Source organism: Methylotenera versatilis 301 (assembly GCF_000093025.1).
GTDB lineage: Bacteria > Pseudomonadota > Gammaproteobacteria > Burkholderiales > Methylophilaceae > Methylotenera > Methylotenera versatilis.
Genome location: NC_014207.1, coordinates 2,553,494 through 2,569,901 on the forward strand (window position 1 = coordinate 2,553,494; position 16,408 = coordinate 2,569,901).

General features: G+C 43.2%; 16 protein-coding genes. 11 read left to right on the forward strand and 5 right to left on the reverse strand.

Translation table 11 applies throughout. The features are described from left to right. Positions 1 to 21 precede the first annotated feature (21 nt). From M301_RS11685 to fabG, 7 genes are all read left to right on the forward strand, one after another. A complete protein-coding gene (locus M301_RS11685; RefSeq protein ID WP_013148990.1) occupies positions 22 to 2,418 on the forward strand; it encodes an MMPL family transporter in 2,397 nt (798 codons plus the stop codon). A 5-nt stretch (positions 2,419 to 2,423) separates the two neighbouring features. After that, the gene (locus tag M301_RS11690) at positions 2,424 to 3,089 is read left to right on the forward strand and encodes a serine aminopeptidase domain-containing protein (protein ID WP_013148991.1); all 666 of its coding nucleotides are present in this window, start codon (positions 2,424 to 2,426) and stop codon (positions 3,087 to 3,089) included. Beyond that, positions 3,086 to 3,913 (forward strand): polysaccharide deacetylase family protein, encoded by an 828-nt coding sequence (locus tag M301_RS11695; RefSeq protein WP_013148992.1) that lies wholly within the window; start codon positions 3,086 to 3,088, stop codon positions 3,911 to 3,913. Before M301_RS11690 ends, M301_RS11695 begins: the two co-directional genes overlap by 4 nt. A 78-nt stretch (positions 3,914 to 3,991) precedes the next feature. After that, entirely contained in the window at positions 3,992 to 5,203 is a 1,212-nt protein-coding gene (locus tag M301_RS11700) for a beta-ketoacyl-[acyl-carrier-protein] synthase family protein (protein WP_013148993.1), read from the forward strand. Next, positions 5,200 to 6,000, forward strand: coding sequence for a beta-ketoacyl synthase chain length factor (locus M301_RS11705; RefSeq protein WP_013148994.1), 801 nt, complete (start codon positions 5,200 to 5,202; stop codon positions 5,998 to 6,000). Before M301_RS11700 ends, M301_RS11705 begins: the two co-directional genes overlap by 4 nt. After that, positions 5,994 to 6,446: a hotdog family protein gene (locus M301_RS11710; RefSeq protein WP_013148995.1), complete on the forward strand. Its 453-nt coding sequence runs from the start codon at positions 5,994 to 5,996 to the stop codon at positions 6,444 to 6,446. The genes M301_RS11705 and M301_RS11710 overlap by 7 nt, the downstream gene beginning before the upstream one ends. A gap of 42 nt (positions 6,447 to 6,488) precedes the next feature. Further along, entirely contained in the window at positions 6,489 to 7,208 is a 720-nt protein-coding gene (gene fabG, locus M301_RS11715; RefSeq protein WP_013148996.1) for a 3-oxoacyl-ACP reductase FabG, read from the forward strand. A 45-nt stretch (positions 7,209 to 7,253) separates the two neighbouring features. On the opposite strand, the gene M301_RS11720 is transcribed toward fabG, so the two are convergent. The 3 genes from M301_RS11720 to M301_RS11730 are packed head-to-tail and all read right to left on the reverse strand — an operon-like array spanning position 7,254 to position 9,915. Then, positions 7,254 to 8,006 (reverse strand): glycosyltransferase family 2 protein, encoded by a 753-nt coding sequence (locus tag M301_RS11720; protein WP_013148997.1) that lies wholly within the window; start codon positions 8,004 to 8,006, stop codon positions 7,254 to 7,256. After that, the gene (locus tag M301_RS11725) at positions 8,003 to 8,842 is read right to left on the reverse strand and encodes a lysophospholipid acyltransferase family protein (RefSeq protein ID WP_013148998.1); all 840 of its coding nucleotides are present in this window, start codon (positions 8,840 to 8,842) and stop codon (positions 8,003 to 8,005) included. The genes M301_RS11720 and M301_RS11725 overlap by 4 nt, the downstream gene beginning before the upstream one ends. Continuing rightward, positions 8,839 to 9,915 (reverse strand): chorismate transformation FkbO/Hyg5 family protein, encoded by a 1,077-nt coding sequence (locus M301_RS11730; RefSeq protein WP_013148999.1) that lies wholly within the window; start codon positions 9,913 to 9,915, stop codon positions 8,839 to 8,841. The genes M301_RS11725 and M301_RS11730 overlap by 4 nt, the downstream gene beginning before the upstream one ends. A gap of 349 nt (positions 9,916 to 10,264) precedes the next feature. Here M301_RS11730 and M301_RS11735 point away from each other — a divergent pair, with 349 nt between their 5' ends. Continuing rightward, entirely contained in the window at positions 10,265 to 10,864 is a 600-nt protein-coding gene (locus M301_RS11735; RefSeq protein WP_013149000.1) for a BLUF domain-containing protein, read from the forward strand. A gap of 304 nt (positions 10,865 to 11,168) precedes the next feature. Here M301_RS11735 and M301_RS11740 read toward each other — a convergent pair whose 3' ends face one another. Then, on the reverse strand, positions 11,169 to 12,755 hold the full coding sequence (locus M301_RS11740) for a cryptochrome/deoxyribodipyrimidine photo-lyase family protein (RefSeq protein WP_013149001.1): 1,587 nt from the start codon (positions 12,753 to 12,755) through the stop codon (positions 11,169 to 11,171). A gap of 272 nt (positions 12,756 to 13,027) precedes the next feature. Beyond that, a complete protein-coding gene (locus tag M301_RS11745) occupies positions 13,028 to 13,420 on the reverse strand; it encodes an MAPEG family protein (protein ID WP_013149002.1) in 393 nt (130 codons plus the stop codon). Between the two features lie 294 nt (positions 13,421 to 13,714). Between M301_RS11745 and M301_RS11750 the strand changes: the two genes are divergently transcribed. The 3 genes from M301_RS11750 (at position 13,715) to M301_RS14465 (ending at position 16,208) form a co-directional block, all read left to right on the forward strand. Further along, positions 13,715 to 14,380, forward strand: a complete 666-nt coding sequence (locus M301_RS11750; protein WP_013149003.1) for an MOSC domain-containing protein — start codon at positions 13,715 to 13,717, stop codon at positions 14,378 to 14,380. Between the two features lie 353 nt (positions 14,381 to 14,733). Then, positions 14,734 to 15,528, forward strand: a complete 795-nt coding sequence (locus M301_RS11755) for a transglutaminase-like domain-containing protein (protein WP_013149004.1) — start codon at positions 14,734 to 14,736, stop codon at positions 15,526 to 15,528. Positions 15,529 to 16,031: 503 nt separating this feature from the next. Next, positions 16,032 to 16,208: a PLDc N-terminal domain-containing protein gene (locus M301_RS14465; protein ID WP_013149005.1), complete on the forward strand. Its 177-nt coding sequence runs from the start codon at positions 16,032 to 16,034 to the stop codon at positions 16,206 to 16,208. Positions 16,209 to 16,408 lie beyond the last annotated feature (200 nt).

Consider the following 16,408-nt stretch of genomic DNA (forward strand, 5'->3'; position numbering starts at 1 on the left):
CTTTTCCAGATCAGCTTACTCGTGAATCCAAAACCACCACACTTATCCCAGCTACTATCTAGGCTAAGCCGTTGCAGCACGGCCATCATCATATGGCTACTGATGATAGTCGCTAGCCTAGTCATTATCAGCCGCAGTCACTTTACCGCCGACTTATCCGCATTCCTACCTAGCAACCCCACGGCGGAACAGCAATTGCTGATGGATCAGCTCAAGGATGGGTTGGCATCGCGTTTGATATTAGTCGGCATAGAAGGGGCTGACCCAAGCACCCGCGCTGTGCTATCTAAAACCATTGCAAAAAACCTGCGTAGTAACTCCGCCTTTGTTAGTGTGAATAACGGCGAAGCGATCACCACAGAACGTGACCGCGCTTATCTGTTCAATAATCGTTATCTGTTAAGTCAGGCGGTCACACCTGAACACTTCAGCATAGATGGGTTGCATATCGCCATCAGCGACAGCATAGATCAGATTGCTTCGCCCGCGGGCTTGCTAATAAAATCGCTACTGCCGCATGACCCAACGGGTGAAATGCTGCAACTCTTGGATGCAATGAATGCCAGTAACAAACCCGAGCTTGTAGAAGGTGCTTGGGCTTCACGCGATGGCAATACGGCCTTACTGTTACTGCAAACGAGCGCTGTAGGCTCGGATACTGATGCACAAAAACAGGCGATGCAATTTATTCAAAATGAATTCGACCAAGCAGCAAAATGTATAATAGCCAAGCCACGGCCCACATTACTCATGACTGGTCCTGGCGTGTTTTCAGTCGTTGCGCGCGACACCATCAAAAGCCAAGTGCGCATCATATTTATTGTCAGCACTGTATTAATCGCTCTGCTGCTGTTAGCCGTCTATAGATCGCTCACCGCATTGCTATTGGGCTTCTTGCCTGTAGCTACTGGCATACTCGCTGGCATTGCCTCCGTAAGCCTGTGGTTTGGCGTGGTGCATGGCATTACATTAGGTTTTGGTACCGCATTGATAGGTGAAGCGGTCGATTACTCCATCTACCTGTTCATGCAATCGGACCAAACTGGCAATAAAGAGCAGGATCGCAAAAAGTGGATTCAACTGGTATGGCCTACGGTGAGGCTAGGCGTGCTGACTTCCGTATTCGGCTTTGCCGCGCTACTGTTATCAGGCTTTCCCGGTTTAGCACAGTTGGGTTTATATTCAGTAGCAGGCTTGGTTGCCGCAGCTGCGATGACACGCTATGTTTTGCCTTCTCTGTTGCCAGCGAATTTTAGTATTAGGGATGTCAGCAATGCCGGGTTAAAATTATCCCATTACGCGCAGCTAGCTCGTAGCTTACGTTGGCCTGCGATTATATTGGTGGCCGCTTCCAGCGTCATCGTATACCAGCATCACAATCATTTATGGAATACTGAGCTTGCTGCGCTAAGCCCGGTATCGGCAGCTGACCAAGCGCTAGATGCTAGATTGCGTGCAGGCATGGGAGCACCTGATGTCCGTTATGTAGTCGTTGTCACTGGGGATAGTCAGGATACGGTACTCAGTAATACTGAAAAAGTATCAGCAGCTTTACAAGGTTTGGTGGATAAAGGATTACTCAGCAGTTTCGACAGCGCCAGCCACTACCTGCCGAGTCTAGCGACACAGCAAGCACGTTTAGCGAGCTTGCCCACGCCTGCTGAATTAAAACCCAGATTAACCGTTGCGGTCAAAGGTTTACCTGTACAGGCTTCTGTATTCACTCCATTTTTAACGGATATGGAAGCTGCACGAAGTAAGCCATTATTACAACGTAATGATTTACAAGGCACCTCAATGGCGATGGCTGTTGATGCTATGCTACTACAACAAGGTCAGCATTGGAGTTCACTGATTCCGCTCACAGCCCCGGAAAGCGGTAGTATTGATGTGGCAAACGTACAGGTGACACTTGATCAAGCAAAGGTTAAAAATACCTTATTTGTCGATATGAAAGCTGAATCCAACCGCCTATATTCAGGCTATATGCAGGAAGCTATTTTGTTATCGCTCGTGGGAGTAGTGGCGATTATCGTACTGCTGCTTTTTGTGCTGCGTTCGCCATTGCGTGTATTGGCAGTTACTGCGCCACTGGTTGCCGCAGTGCTCACCGTCATGGCTGGGTTAGCCTTATTCGGTCAACAACTCATCATTCTACATTTGATAGGCTTGTTGTTGATTGTGGCTATCGGTTCTAACTATGCATTATTCTTCAACCCGATAATTAAACAGGGCATGTCAGAGATTTCACCCTGTACTTACGCCTCATTGGTGTTTGCCAATGTTGCCACTGTACTCGGCTTCGGTTTGTTGGCTTTTTCCAGCGTGCCCGTGTTGCAGGCGATGGGTGTAACTGTTGCCCCCGGAGTGATTCTGGCATTGCTTTTCTCGGCCGTTTTTGCACACAGTAAAGGCTAAACTCGATGCGACACATCATTGATTTAGCGAATGCTGGCAAAAGAGCCAATACGCTTATCATTCTGCTTCCTGGTGCCAACCATCTGCCGGAGGATTTTGTTACGCAAGGTTTTGTAAGTACAGTGAGGCAACGTCAATTAGATATCGACCTAGTCATGCCGGAATTAGCGTTTGACCAGATTGCCAATCAAAGCGTATTACGAAAAATCCACGAAACAGTGATGCAACCTTATAGCACTTTGGGCTATCGAAACATTTGGATAGCGGGGATTTCCATCGGCGGTTATGTGGCAATCGCCTATGCACATCGCTATCCTGAGCAAGTGAATGGCTTACTGCTGTTAGCACCTTATCCAGGCAACCGCATCACCACTAGTGAAGTCGCGTTAGCAGGAGGTGTTAAAGCATGGGCACCTGATGCCATTCCAGATGACGATACAGAACGTGGTAATTGGTACTGGTTAAAAAACAATACGGACACTACCAATGTCAATCCTACAGAAGTACATCTAGGCTATGGGGCAGATGATAGATTTTCAGAGGGCATTGCAATGATGGCGCAGACACTGCCTGAGGAATATGTAGATAAGATTTCAGGTGGCCATGTGTGGCCGGTTTGGCAACAGTTATGGCAAAATTTTCTGGACAAAAGATTTAGTGCTAAATCATGAAGAACGTTCTAGCAACTAATACTCAAGTAAGGAATTGGCAACCTACTTTATTGATTAAAATTTCAGTCATTCTGCATGTCGTATTATTGGCAGCTCTACTCGCAGCGCCCCAGCTCTGGCATTGGCTACTGGCTATTTTTATTGCCAATCAATTAGTTATCTCTGTAGTTGGGCTGTTGCCGCGCAGCAATTGGCTAGGTCCAAATTGGACGAAACTACCGCAAGCCGCGACGCGTCGTCATGAAATTGCGCTTACCATTGATGATGGCCCGAATCCACTAGTAACCCGACCAGTGCTTGAGATTTTAGACCGTTACCAAGTTAAAGCCACATTTTTTCAAATTGGTGAACATGCAATGCAACACCCTGAACTCTGCCGCGAGATCATAGAACGTGGGCATGCTATTGAGAACCATAGCCAGCGCCATAAGCTATACTTTTCGCTTATGGGTTCAAACGGCATCATGCGTGAAATCACCGATGGCCAAGAGACTTTAAGCCGCATTACTGGTATACGGCCAAAGTTTTTTCGTGCGCCCGCTGGTTTACGCAACCCATTCCTAGAGCCCGTATTGAGCCGTTTAGGTTTAATACTTGTGAGCTGGTCTGTACGTGCTTTTGATACACAAATCACAGATACAGAAAAAGTTAAGAAAACACTGATCTCAGGTTTGAAGCCAGGAGCTATCATCCTCTTGCATGACGGCAATGCTGCACGCAGCAAAACCAATGTGCCTATCATTATTGCCGTGTTGCCTGATTTATTAGAGGCCGCACGAGCAAAAGGTTTACATTTTGTCACTCTGGCTGAAGCCGCAGCTTGATAATGATTACAATAATTTTGCAGTGGGTTATACTCAAATCATGTTCGATATTCTGCAGTTAAAGAAAGCCTCTATTTTTTGAAACCGTTACTACTCTCACACTTCACTGTCACTAGCTGTATAGGCAAAGGTCTGATGCAAACCTTAGACGCGTTACGGCAATGTCGAAAGACCCTCAAACCTTGTGATTTTGAAACTGTAGACTTATCTACTTTCATTGGAGAGGTTGAAGGCGTAAATGACGTGAAAATGCATGCTGGCATGACAGAGTATGACTGCCGCAATAACCGCTTGGCGCAACTCGGGCTAGAGCAGGATGGCTTCAGTGAAGCCGTGAATGCTGCCGCTGCGAAATATGGGCATGATCGCATAGGCGTATTTTTGGGTACCAGCACATCTGGAATATTGGAAACCGAGCTGGCTTTCCGTCATCGGGATATAACCACTGGGGCGCTACCCGAAGATTTTATCTACAATAAAACCCAGAACACTTACTCAGTGACAGATTTTACTCGACAATATTTTAAGCTAGCAGGACCTGCAGTGGTAGTGTCATCTGCCTGCTCTTCTAGCGCCAAGGTTTTCAGCGTAGCAAGGCGCATGATAGAAGCTGGCTTAATTGATGCCGCTATCGTTGGCGGTGTCGACTCCCTATGTTTAACGACGCTATATGGGTTCAACTCATTAGGGCTGCTATCAACCCAAGCCTGTCGCCCATACGACATCACACGAGACGGCATCTCTATTGGCGAGGCTGCAGCTTTCGCCTTGCTTGAGCGACCATCAGCGGATATTGATAATGACGCAATACTATTGCTGGGCATTGGCGAATCTAGCGATGCTTATCATATGTCATCGCCACATCCAGATGGGCTAGGTGCAAAAATAGCCATGCAGCAGGCACTGCAAAGCGCTAATTTGGATCCATCTGATATCGATTACATCAACCTGCATGGCACTGCTACCCTCAGTAACGATGCAGCTGAAGCCAAGGCTGTCAGTGCCGTATTCAATAATCCCGTGCCGTGCAGCTCAAGCAAAGGCGCAACTGGGCATACACTTGGCGCTGCTGGGGCAGTTGAAGCAGTAATCTGCGCACTGGCATTGCAGCATGGACTCATTCCTAGCGGGCTTAATACCCAAGAAGTAGATACAGAACTAAATCTGGATTACCGGTTAGAGAATCAACAGCTCGCTCTAAAGCATGTCATGAGCAATTCATTCGGTTTTGGCGGTACTAACTGCAGCCTTATTTTTGGACTTGCTGGTAGTCTAGGAGTCGCTAATTGACCACTAAACTCACAGCTTATATTGAAGGCATTGGCCTGATAGGTCCGGGCTTGAATGACTGGGCAAGTGGTCGCCAGATACTGGCTGGTCAACAACCTTACCAATCAGCCAAAACTATCATTCCTACACCCGAACTATTGCCTGCTGCTGAACGCAGGCGCGCAAGCAATATCGTCAAGTTGACATTAGCCACTTCACTGCAAGCAATTGTCGAAGCAGGATTACAAGATGAAAACCTGCCTAGTGTATTTTCTTTCTCAAATGGTGATGGCCTTAATTGCCATACAATCTGCGAAATGCTGGCCTCTGATGATAGGGAGATATCGCCGACGCGTTTTCATAACTCCGTACATAACGCTACTGCAGGTTATTGGAGCATCGCCACCAAAACCATGGCGACGTCCTCAGTGCTATGTGCCTATGACGCCAGTTTTGGCGCAGGTTTATTAGATGCATTAACGCAAGTAACAGTAGATGGTACACGCTGTATCTTAATGGCAAGTGACACCCCTTATCCTGAACCAATGTTCAGCAAACGGCCTATTCCCGATAATTGCGGTATTGCGCTGGTGATTGCACCACAGCAAAGTGAGAAAAGTATCGCGCAGATTCAAGTAAGTCTTACTCATGACGAAGCTTTTAAATTTACAGATGCTGTGCTGGAAACCTTACGCATCGCTATCCCGTCTGCACGCGGCTTGCCTCTATTACAACTGATCGCAAAAGGACAAGCTAACAGCGTTGTGCTGGATTACCTTGATGATTTACGTTTAAGAGTTGAGGTGAAGTCTTGCTGAATCAGTTGCTAGATAAAGTATGGATTGCGAACCATATCCCGCATCAGGGTGATATGTGCTTACTTGATAGCGTACTAACTTGGGATCAGACAAATATTAAGTGTATTGCAGTCAGCCACCGTAATACAGACAATCCACTGCGCGCGCATGATCAGCTTGGTATCGCCTGTGGTATAGAATATGCCGCGCAGGCAATGGCGGTCCATGGTGCATTATCTGCTGCTACAGATAGCCCACGCCCAAAGGTTGGCTACTTGGTGAGTGTGCGCAGTGTGAATATGTACGCCACTCGTCTGGATGACATCTCCGCAGACTTACAGGTAAACGCAAGCTGTATGATGGCGAACGAAAGTAATATGCTATATGAATTTAGCGTGAGTGCGAATGACCAAGTGCTGCTAGAAGGTAGAGCAGCTGTGGTATTAAACGCTGAGTCTCTAAAATAGAACTACGGCAATTGAGCCATTAAAATTGATTCTGGAAAACACATGAAAAGAGCTTTAGTCACTGGGGGCAGCGGTGGCATTGGCGCTGCGATTTGCCGACGTCTAGCCGCGGATGGTTGTTATGTGTATATCCATGCGAACAATGGTATTGAGACTGCAACCCAACTTGCAGCAGAGATTAATGCAGCGGGCGGCAGTGCCACCGTGTTGCAATTTGATGTGACTGACCAAGCAGCCGTGAATGCCGCCCTTAGTCCATTGGTAGAAAATGAGCCCATTCAGATTTTGATCAACAATGCTGGCATCCATGATGATGCGGTATTTCCGGGGATGAGTTCAGCACAGTGGCATCGCGTCATAGACGTATCAGTGCACGGCTTTTTCAATGTCACCCAACCTTTGATGATGCCCATGATACGCAGCCGTTGGGGGCGCATTATCAATGTGTCGTCCATCTCCGGCATTACGGGCAACCGGGGCCAGACTAACTATTCCGCAGCCAAGGGCGCATTGAACGCAGCGACTAAATCCTTATCCCAAGAAGTCGCAAGCCGTGGTATTACTGTCAATGCAGTTGCGCCTGGCATCATTGAAACAAGCATGAGTGAAAGTACATTTGATGCGCAGGCAATTGCCAATATGGTACCTATGAAACGCGCTGGCACGGCCAAAGAAGTGGCAGATTTAGTGAGCTTTCTAGCTTCAGATCAATCAACTTATATTACCGGGCAAATTATCTCTATCAATGGCGGAATGATTTAACGCTTTAATATTGTTGCAGGCTTGTTAAACCCTAAGTAAATCCAGCTAAAAACGCCGTATCAATAGGATCGGCAATCGCAAAACGAATCCTAGGAACAGTCGCGTATACATCCAAGTGAGTAATATATTGTCGCGCAAGTAGCGAAAATGAGAAACGCCACCTTCATCAGTACTAAAGTAGCGTACTGGCGCAGGCAAATTCACCACTTTGACGCCGCGCCAGCTTAGCCGCACGGCAGCTTCGGGGTCAAAATCAAAGTGGCGCATCCAAGGATTGAAGCGCATCACTTTTCTGAGGGGCTCGATAGGATAAACACGAAATCCAAATAGCGAATCACCAATCCCTCCTCCCAGTGTTTCTAGGTTCGCCCACCAGTTGGATATTTTGCGGCCCTGCACGCGAATATTGGGCGCACTGGCATCAAAAATCGGCTTTCCTAGCACCATAACCTCAGGATTTTTTATGGACTCATCCATAAACTGTGGTATCAAATCCGCAGGATGCTGCCCATCAGAATCCATAGTCAGGACATGTGTAAAGCTCTCGGCAGAGGCAATATGAAGCCCGTGCAGAACAGCAGCACCCTTACCTTGATTGTGCGGTATATGAATTACTCGCAAACCATTATCTGAATTCGCCATCTCCTGCAAAGTGATTTCAGAACCATCGGTGCTGCCATCGATGATGACCCAGACTGGGTTCCAGAATTGGCGAGCAGTGCGCACAGTTTCATAGACTTTGACGCCTGGGTTGTAGCTGGGAATAAGGACGATATGTGTCTTCGAAGGACTGATCATGGCAATGTTGTCCCTTGTGAGTTAAGTGTAGTGCTTGGTTTATTATAATCAATCCCAGATAGTAAACATTGCTTAGGGTAAGGCTTTAGCGCGTCACGAAAGTACTCTTCAAGCTCCTCCATAAACTGGTGAGTATTTACTGGCGGTGGGAAACGTTTACCTAATTTTATTTTATAACTCACAGGCATAGTCGGTTTGCGAAACAGTGGCCAGCCTTTGCTTAAATAGGGTGAGTTTGTTTCTATGATGAGTGTTTGAACAGGCACTTTTGCCTGATGGGCAATCAGGGCAATACTCCCCTTCAAAGGGTTAATAGGTTGCCGCACAGTGCGCGTGCCTTCGGGAAATAAAAGTAAATGACTACCGGTTTTAAAATCCTCATTGGCCTGCATTACCATATGTCTTATCGGTTCATTACGGATATATCGCGCAAGCCGGGCACCAGCGCCTAAGAAAATATTGTTCATGAGCTCTGCTTTCATCACACATGCAACATTTGGTAAACGCGAGATCACCATGACCGCATCCAATAGACATGGATGGTTAGGGGCGATGATCATTGGAATGTCGTTACGCAGTACATCTAATTCAGTTAGATCAAAGTTACAGCGCTGGGAAAAGCTCAGGCTGGCTAAGTAAGCACGGAAAGAAATCATAATCACATAGCGGCCAAGATAAATAGCATAACGCTCAGGCAACAACGGGTAAAGCATACTGGCTATCAATGTCCAACATAGACTCAAGAAACCCAGCCAGATCAATCCAAAATATAGGACAAGATAGTCATAAATTTGTAGCAGAAAATCCGAAACAGAGTTTGTCTTTATCCAGTTCATGCAACTTCCGTTTTATCAAAATCTGTCTGACATTGGATAGTAGCTTCAATCTCAACCAATAAATCGTGGCGGCAGATATCCGCTTGAATATACACGGCATTAATCTCGCCTTTCAAATAACGCTGCAACTCTGTACGTACTGCATCCAAATCTACAACATGTCGTATATATACCCTGAGAAAACTATCACACAGGTTAAATCTCGGTTGCTCCAACACACTGTTGGCCTCTGCAATTACAGCCTCAAGATTTAATAAAGTTTCCCTAGTTTGGGCTGCAACATCAGATGCATGCTGTGTTTGGTGACCAACAATGCTAGCTGTACCTGAAATAAATAAAGTGGCTTGGTTGCCGCTGTGCAATAAAGCAGCGCGCGAGAAACTTGGTGTAAGTGGTCCGTACTGCTCAGGATAGTCATAAGCCTTGATTTGGCGAGGATTCTCAATGGCTACTGCTGCCTTCTTTCCTGCCAGAAATGCAATGCTTAAAGGACCTTTGGCTAAGCCTAACGCACAAGCGGCAGGTAACTCGCTCCCTGCATCGCAGCCACTCTGCATCAAAACATGTTTGCGACCCACGTTAAACTGGCGGTAGCGCTCTAGATCATGACTAGAATCATTAATGTCCGCCATGTAGTTCCAGAAGCGATAGACATTGGAGTAACCTAACTCATCAATCAATGCGAATATCTGACGATAAGCAGATTCGGTAGCTTGCTGCAATGGGGGGATTTTATTTTCTGTTGGCTGAGTTTGCTCTTGCGAAAATGTTAACTCATCCAAACTAAAGACGCCGAACAGAAGCTCACCATCCAATCGATATTGAATCCCCCCTTTATTAGCGCTTACCACATGACTACTAGAGGTATTTTCTGAAGAAATATCGCTCAGCCATATTTCACAAGCAATATTCTCACCCGCTAAAACTGGCGTATTTAAATGGATTTTGGGTATTGCGTTTAGATCATCCGGATTAGACTCGTTAAAACACACAATTCCTAAAACCTGATCTTGCCAAGCCTGCGCTTGCCGCTGCACATCAGGAAAAGCTATGTACTGTACTTTTATGCCCATTATCGATAACTCACTAATTCAATATCATATAAAAGTTAGGGAATGTCACTTCAGAAAAGGCTCTCACAGATGATTTCTTTCGATATTAAGCAGGTGATTATAGCCCATGGATTTTATATGAACGCAGCCTTTTTATTGCTCTTCAGAAAATAAAGAATCATTATTTCTAAATAGACTATGGCTTTTTAGGGCGAGCATAAATTGAATCCCTGACAAACAGATTAAAAGTGCAGGTGACCACTCACTAGCAATTCATATCTAAAAATATTGGATAATATCGAACATTATTTATACCCAATTGTCTTTACACGTAGTTTGAATTTGCTATTAATTTTGGAACATTAAAAAAATGAAAAAGCTACTACAAGTCATTTATATCAGTCGATCGACTTTTGAGTCACAAGAAACCATTAATAAAATAGAGCCCAATGTAGCGAGAATCTTAGCTAAATCCAGAATAAATAATCGTTTAAATGGATTAGTCGGCGTTCTTTATTTCGGCGACGGTGTCTTTTTTCAGTGCCTTGAAGGAGATGAAGACGCTGTGAATACTCTGCTTAAGAAATTAGAAGCTGACTCTCGCCATAAAGATTTAAAAATCATATCCAAGAAATATATAGACAAATTGTCCTTCGGTGATTGGGCAATGAAATTTGCACCTTTAGATGAGCAAATAAAACAGTTTCTTAAAGAGCATCACTTTCAGACGTTTGACCCCTATTTATTCTCTGGCGAGATCACTAATAAATTCTTAAATCTACTTTTTAATGCACATGACGGCAGTGAGTTACAGCTACCCTCTACTTCAAATAAGGCTATCAATCATGAGCAAGATCTTATAAATACTTTGAATTCTGTACGAATAAAAATTAACCTTTCTTTAATATTATCAGCAGTTGCATTAGTGATTTCGTTAGTAACATTTTTATCGTCGCACAACCAAATTTAGGGTATGGACTGACAACTGACTTATGCGGTATATAAAAGAGTCGGGGTAAAACTATTTTACGCACGCCTCTCCATGAGGTATGTGTTGTAGCGTACATAAGAATAAATTGAGGACAATATTTAATACCGCAAGCAATCCAAATAGATCAACTGGATGCTGACCATTTGTTAGTAAAAAACATGAGTCAGAGCAGTTGGCTTCGGTTAATTAAGCCTACAAAAAAATAATTTTTGTACCGCCTTCTAGGTAGAACATATCAACAACAGACTTTTGTCCAAAATTTAGTGTTGATTCCACATATTCATTAAAACAAGCTTTGCTGACCCGACCCCGGCTTGCTTGCTAGTTTTTTACGTGTAGCTTTGCCATTTTTCGTGGTCGGCATTCGAGAAGTTGATTTTCTTGAGGCATGTTTTTTTATAATTTTTGCCGTTTGCTCCCTATCCTCTGAATTCATTCTGAGTTGGCTAAATTTCGTCTTTGCTAACTTAAATGCCTGATCAATATTCACCAATGGCGCAGGGTAATCAATGCCGATACGGCAACCGTATTCTAGTTGTAGCGACTCTGGCATCAGCCAAGGTTGAAAAATCCAAGTATTAGGAACATTACGCAAGGCAGGCAGCCACCTTCTGACAAAGATACCTTCAGGATCTTGATCTTTTGCTTGCTTAACGGGATTATAAATGCGCAGAGTGTTGATACCAGTGGTACCCGATTGCATCTGCACTTGTGACCAATGAATACCCGGCTCGTAATCTAAAAACTCTCTAGCCAAATGTAAACCTGTCTCGCGCCAATGTAACCAAAGCAAATAGCTAGCTGTGCTCATTAGCATCGCTCGCATTCTGAAGTTAATCCAACCGGTGTCCCTTAACATCGCCATACAAGCATCCACCAATGGCCAGCCAGTTTGTCCAGCTTTCCATGCCGTTAATCTGTTTTGTAGTTCTGCGCTAGCATAACTCTGATCGCGAAAACCATTAAAAGCTGGATGAAGATTTTCATACTCAATAGCAGGCTCAGATTCTAACTTTTGCATAAAATGACAATGCCAGTGTAAGCGGCTTTCAAAACTAGCCAAACCAGCTAACAGTCCATTAGGGTAAGTAGATGGGCTCGCTTGAATACTTGACTTTTTCTGACGCAAATTCTGCACAACTTCACGCATACTTAATACCCCCCAAGCCAAATAGGGAGAGAGTCTAGAGCCTGCACTTTCTGAGGATAGGGGACTAGATATACCACCACGATAGCGACTGCCACGACCGTTTAAAAAGGTATGCAAAACCCTACTTGCTTCTTCACGCCCGCCTTTTTGCCTGAATGGCTTATCTGCTTGAGTGTATCTAAGGTGTGAAACATCATTATTTGGCAAAATGTCTAATGGCAAAGTCGCCATTTTTGCTTGTGTTGGCAAAGGCATTGTCTGGGCAGACATGCGTTTTTCCCAAACAGCAGTCCAAATATCTCTATTTTTCAGGCGCCTCACTACACCATTGTGTGGATACTCATGCCAATTAACATTTTGCGCTTTGCACCATGACGCTACGGCTTTGTCTAGTTGATAGGTATTGTTGTTTCCAGTTTCTTCGTGGCTATGCAAGCCTCCTATACGATAAAACATTGCAATATGGTTAAGCACCTCAATGATGCCACCGCGAACCTCTAAAAGTGACAATCCAATTGTTTGCAAATTACGCCTGAGTGACACCAAGCATTCTTCGACAAACATCTGGTGTTGAGTTGCATAATCCCCTCCATTCCATACACTTGAATCCCAAGTGAAAATTGGCAATACCTGCCCTAGTTCACAAGCTTCGAATAAGGCTGCATGGTCTTGAATTCTCAAGTCTCGTTTAAACCAAACTATATAAACCAAAGGCTTCATCTAAAACTTCACTTGATAAGATTAACGCTTATAAGTCAGTTTAAAAAAACAGAGGTTCAATCATATTTTATTTATCAGAATCATCCGAATTTCATAACTTCAGTTTATTAAGTAAAGTGTCCATTTAATAACCGTCATATGTACCCTAGATATTACATTGAAGCAAAGCTGACGATGAAAATCTGCGCTTGCGAGCAGGCCGACAGAAATTAGTTTGTTGTTCCTAATTTTTTAGGCAAGTCACTGTTAACCATCCAATAAAACCCTGACTGTTAAAATAATGGTGGGATTAGAACTAACAGTAGCCCAATCATCGAAAGCAGCCATACTAATGTACGAATTACTGGGATTCCAAAAGCATATAGTGGAAAATAGGCTACTCTGGCTACCATGTAAATTAGAGCACCCCAGTAACTATACAGACTAAAATTTTGTGACACCGTCACTATTAGCACAGCACTTGCAAATAGTGGAAACGTTTCAAAGAAGTTAGACTGCGCTCTAAAAAGTCTTTCCGTAAATGGACTTAAAGGAGGTTTTTTATCATCACGGGCGCTCATATTCCATTTGGCGCCAAACTCTTTCGTTCGCGCATTTCCTGCAACAATCACATGAACAATTCCTAAAACTGAAGACCAACCCAAGCAAATAAGCTCCATCGACATAGTAAACTCCCTCTCATCATTTTAGTGAAGTCAGCAACAAGCTAGCTGAGACATGTTATTCAATAGTTCAAATCATTTAATAAAGTTATTTTTTGCTTAACAATTAAGCATATTCGTCCATTACGTCTATGAGATTAAAGACTATATAAAAGTAATGAGTATGTCATAGTTTATAAAATGGATAAGTAAGCTCACAAATAAATAACATTAGGCCATCTACGTAAAATAGCGTATTAAAAAAAGTTCCAATATGACTGATAATAAAACCTGAATAATCTTAAATGGTTCATCGGTATGAAATTAATTTCACTTAATGTTGCACAGCCAAAAACTGTGATTATTGATGAATTGCCAGTGCTGACGGGTATTTACAAACTTCCCGTGAAACGCCCAGTCTGGCTGGCAAAATTAGGTTTAAATGGCGATGACCAAGCCGACAAAGCCGTCCACGGCGGTGAGCACCAAGCCATATACAGCTATCCTTTTGAGCATTATGCATACTGGCAAGACACACTTGGTTTAACTGATTTACCCTACGGAACGTTTGGTGAGAATTTAACCATTTCTGGTTTTGATGAAGACTCCATTCAAATTGGCGATACCCTGAAAATTGGTGAAGCAATCGTACAAGTCACGATGCCTAGAATCCCATGCTTTAAGTTTGGACACAAGATAGGACAACCAGATATATTAGAAACATTTTTAAATAGCGGCCGCAGCGGATTTTACCAGCGCGTAATCACAGCGGGTTCTATAAAAGCTGGTGATGAAATCACACTGTTAGACCGCGAAGCAGACTCAATTACGGTTCGCACCGCACTAATTTTACAGAAACTAGATTTAGCGCTGGCTGGTGAAAAACCTATACATCTACTTCACAAAGCTCTAAAAATTCCCAACCTAGCACCAGTGCTTAAAACTGTATATTTAGAACGTTTAACTGCTTTAGAGCAAAGTTAAATTGTTTAAAACCACCAAAAAATTGGCACACACAGTATCAATCCAAAATACTTTGAGCACAGTGGTTATACTCTCAGATGATTTAGCTTGCTTGTCACAAAAGGCATATTAATTATTATTGCTTTGTATAGCTGCCCGATAAAACAATCGTTCATCTGATATTGTCATCATAACCTCCAGACCTTAACCCTTAAACTTGCCCGTTACTAGTCTGCGCTGCTTAGGTAAAGAAGTTAACCGCTGACTAGGCCTTGCATTGGCACTTTCTTACAACATCTGCATCAAAGCACCGACTAAACTTTCAGGAAAGGGTGTATAACATCTCAATAAATTACTTTACAAATAAAAACCCAATGAAAAAAGTACACATCGATTGCGAGTTGCAATATTCAGTGATGAATAATTCTGACTTTATTTTTAATATTCAAGCTGCTAATCATCAATGGCAGGTTGTTAATCAAGAATACATATCATTTTTACCTATTTTAAATGCCGATTATGGATACAACCACATTGGTGATAATAAATTGGTAAGACTAAGCCAAGTATCGGGTACTTTTAGCATACGCTACCAAGCTGAAATTGATTTAACTTACCCTGAGCCTATTGGCAATGAGGTAGAGATGAAAATTTCTCAGTTACCAATTGAAATTATTCCTTATCTTTGGTCTAGCCGCTTTTGCGAATCAGATACTTTTTACCAAAACTCAGTTCAATTATTTGGCAATATTCCGCCAGGCTACCAACGTGTGGCCTATATTACTGATTGGATTAAGCAAAATATAACGTATGAATTAGGCTCGAGCAACGGCCTCACCACTGCCATGCATGTGCTGCAAACAAAAAAAGGCGTTTGCCGCGATTTTGCTCATTTAGGTATTAGTTTTTGCCGCGCACTCAATATTCCAGCACGATTTGTTGCAGGCTATGCCACTGACTTAGCCGGCTCAAATAATGATTTTCATGCCATATTTGAAGCCTACTTAGAAAATCGCTGGATATTATTCGACCCAACGAAACTATGTGATTTAAGTCAGTTTGTACGCATCTCTACCGGCAGAGATGCCTCAGATTGCTCATTTTGCAATATCTACGGCAACGGCGTCAGAATGACCTATATGAACCCATCATCAACCGTGGTAATTTAGATCTTTGCCCAGCAAATTAATATATTAGCCTCGCATGGCAAATTAAAATATCACTTCACATCAATATTAACGTGAAACATCACTGCATTCGCTTTAGCACTTGTCCTGATTGAGGAGAACAACCATTTTGGAAATTTTGTATCCAGATCTAAGTTTTGGTCTTGATGGAAAATTTACTTCAAAGGGACGAGTGATCAGTAGTCATGAGAGTTACTGTTCAATTTGAATGAGAATGATTGTTCAACTGGATGAGAATATTCAATTCAGTATTTATTGGTTTTCGTAGTTTGTGCGTTACCGTACATGCCTGATTGTTATTTTCACCTAAAATATTCAAATATATGGTCAAAATTATTCTAATTAGGTGACCTATCCAATTTTGATTACCGTTGTTTGGGGAGGAAAAAGTCTCAATGTGGGCTAAAGCCTCGGACAACGAGTGCTTTGCTTTTTGCCGCACTCTTCAAGGTAGTTAAACTACGTTTAGAAAAAGGAGAAATAAAATGTATTCCATCATAGGGTTGTTAGTACTTTTTCTTGATATATTTGCAATTGTAAAAATAATCCAGAGCTCAGCATCTGGTTCTGAGAAAATACTATGGATTCTTGGTGTTTTGATATTCCCTTTCGTGGGTATGATAATTTGGTTTATTACAGGGCCAGGCGGTAAAAAAATGTAGTTTAATAACAGCCTCAATCAATACTGACTTGGAGGCTTGAACCAAAAATTGAGCTTGCTATGAACCACGGACTTTCACAAAAATAATTTAATGAAGCATTGTGATTGGTTGAGCGCAAACTCTATTAGAAAGTATGTCAGAAGAACCTTATGATAATATGCCTAATCTATCTGGGCTTTGGTTCTTCCATTCTCATCGCC

What these genes read in the sequence shown, in the direction of transcription:
- M301_RS11690 (WP_013148991.1), top strand. Translation starts at nt 2,424, where the DNA reads ATGCGACACATCATTGATTTAGCGAATGCTGGCAAAAGAGCCAATACG.
- M301_RS11695 (WP_013148992.1), top strand. Translation starts at nt 3,086, where the DNA reads ATGAAGAACGTTCTAGCAACTAATACTCAAGTAAGGAATTGGCAACCT.
- fabG (WP_013148996.1), top strand. Translation starts at nt 6,489, where the DNA reads ATGAAAAGAGCTTTAGTCACTGGGGGCAGCGGTGGCATTGGCGCTGCG.
- M301_RS11720 (WP_013148997.1), bottom strand. Translation starts at nt 8,006, where the DNA reads ATGATCAGTCCTTCGAAGACACATATCGTCCTTATTCCCAGCTACAAC.
- M301_RS11725 (WP_013148998.1), bottom strand. Translation starts at nt 8,842, where the DNA reads ATGAACTGGATAAAGACAAACTCTGTTTCGGATTTTCTGCTACAAATT.
- M301_RS11730 (WP_013148999.1), bottom strand. Translation starts at nt 9,915, where the DNA reads ATGGGCATAAAAGTACAGTACATAGCTTTTCCTGATGTGCAGCGGCAA.
- M301_RS11735 (WP_013149000.1), top strand. Translation starts at nt 10,265, where the DNA reads ATGAAAAAGCTACTACAAGTCATTTATATCAGTCGATCGACTTTTGAG.
- M301_RS11740 (WP_013149001.1), bottom strand. Translation starts at nt 12,755, where the DNA reads ATGAAGCCTTTGGTTTATATAGTTTGGTTTAAACGAGACTTGAGAATT.
- M301_RS11745 (WP_013149002.1), bottom strand. Translation starts at nt 13,420, where the DNA reads ATGTCGATGGAGCTTATTTGCTTGGGTTGGTCTTCAGTTTTAGGAATT.
- M301_RS11750 (WP_013149003.1), top strand. Translation starts at nt 13,715, where the DNA reads ATGAAATTAATTTCACTTAATGTTGCACAGCCAAAAACTGTGATTATT.
- M301_RS11755 (WP_013149004.1), top strand. Translation starts at nt 14,734, where the DNA reads ATGAAAAAAGTACACATCGATTGCGAGTTGCAATATTCAGTGATGAAT.
- M301_RS14465 (WP_013149005.1), top strand. Translation starts at nt 16,032, where the DNA reads ATGTATTCCATCATAGGGTTGTTAGTACTTTTTCTTGATATATTTGCA.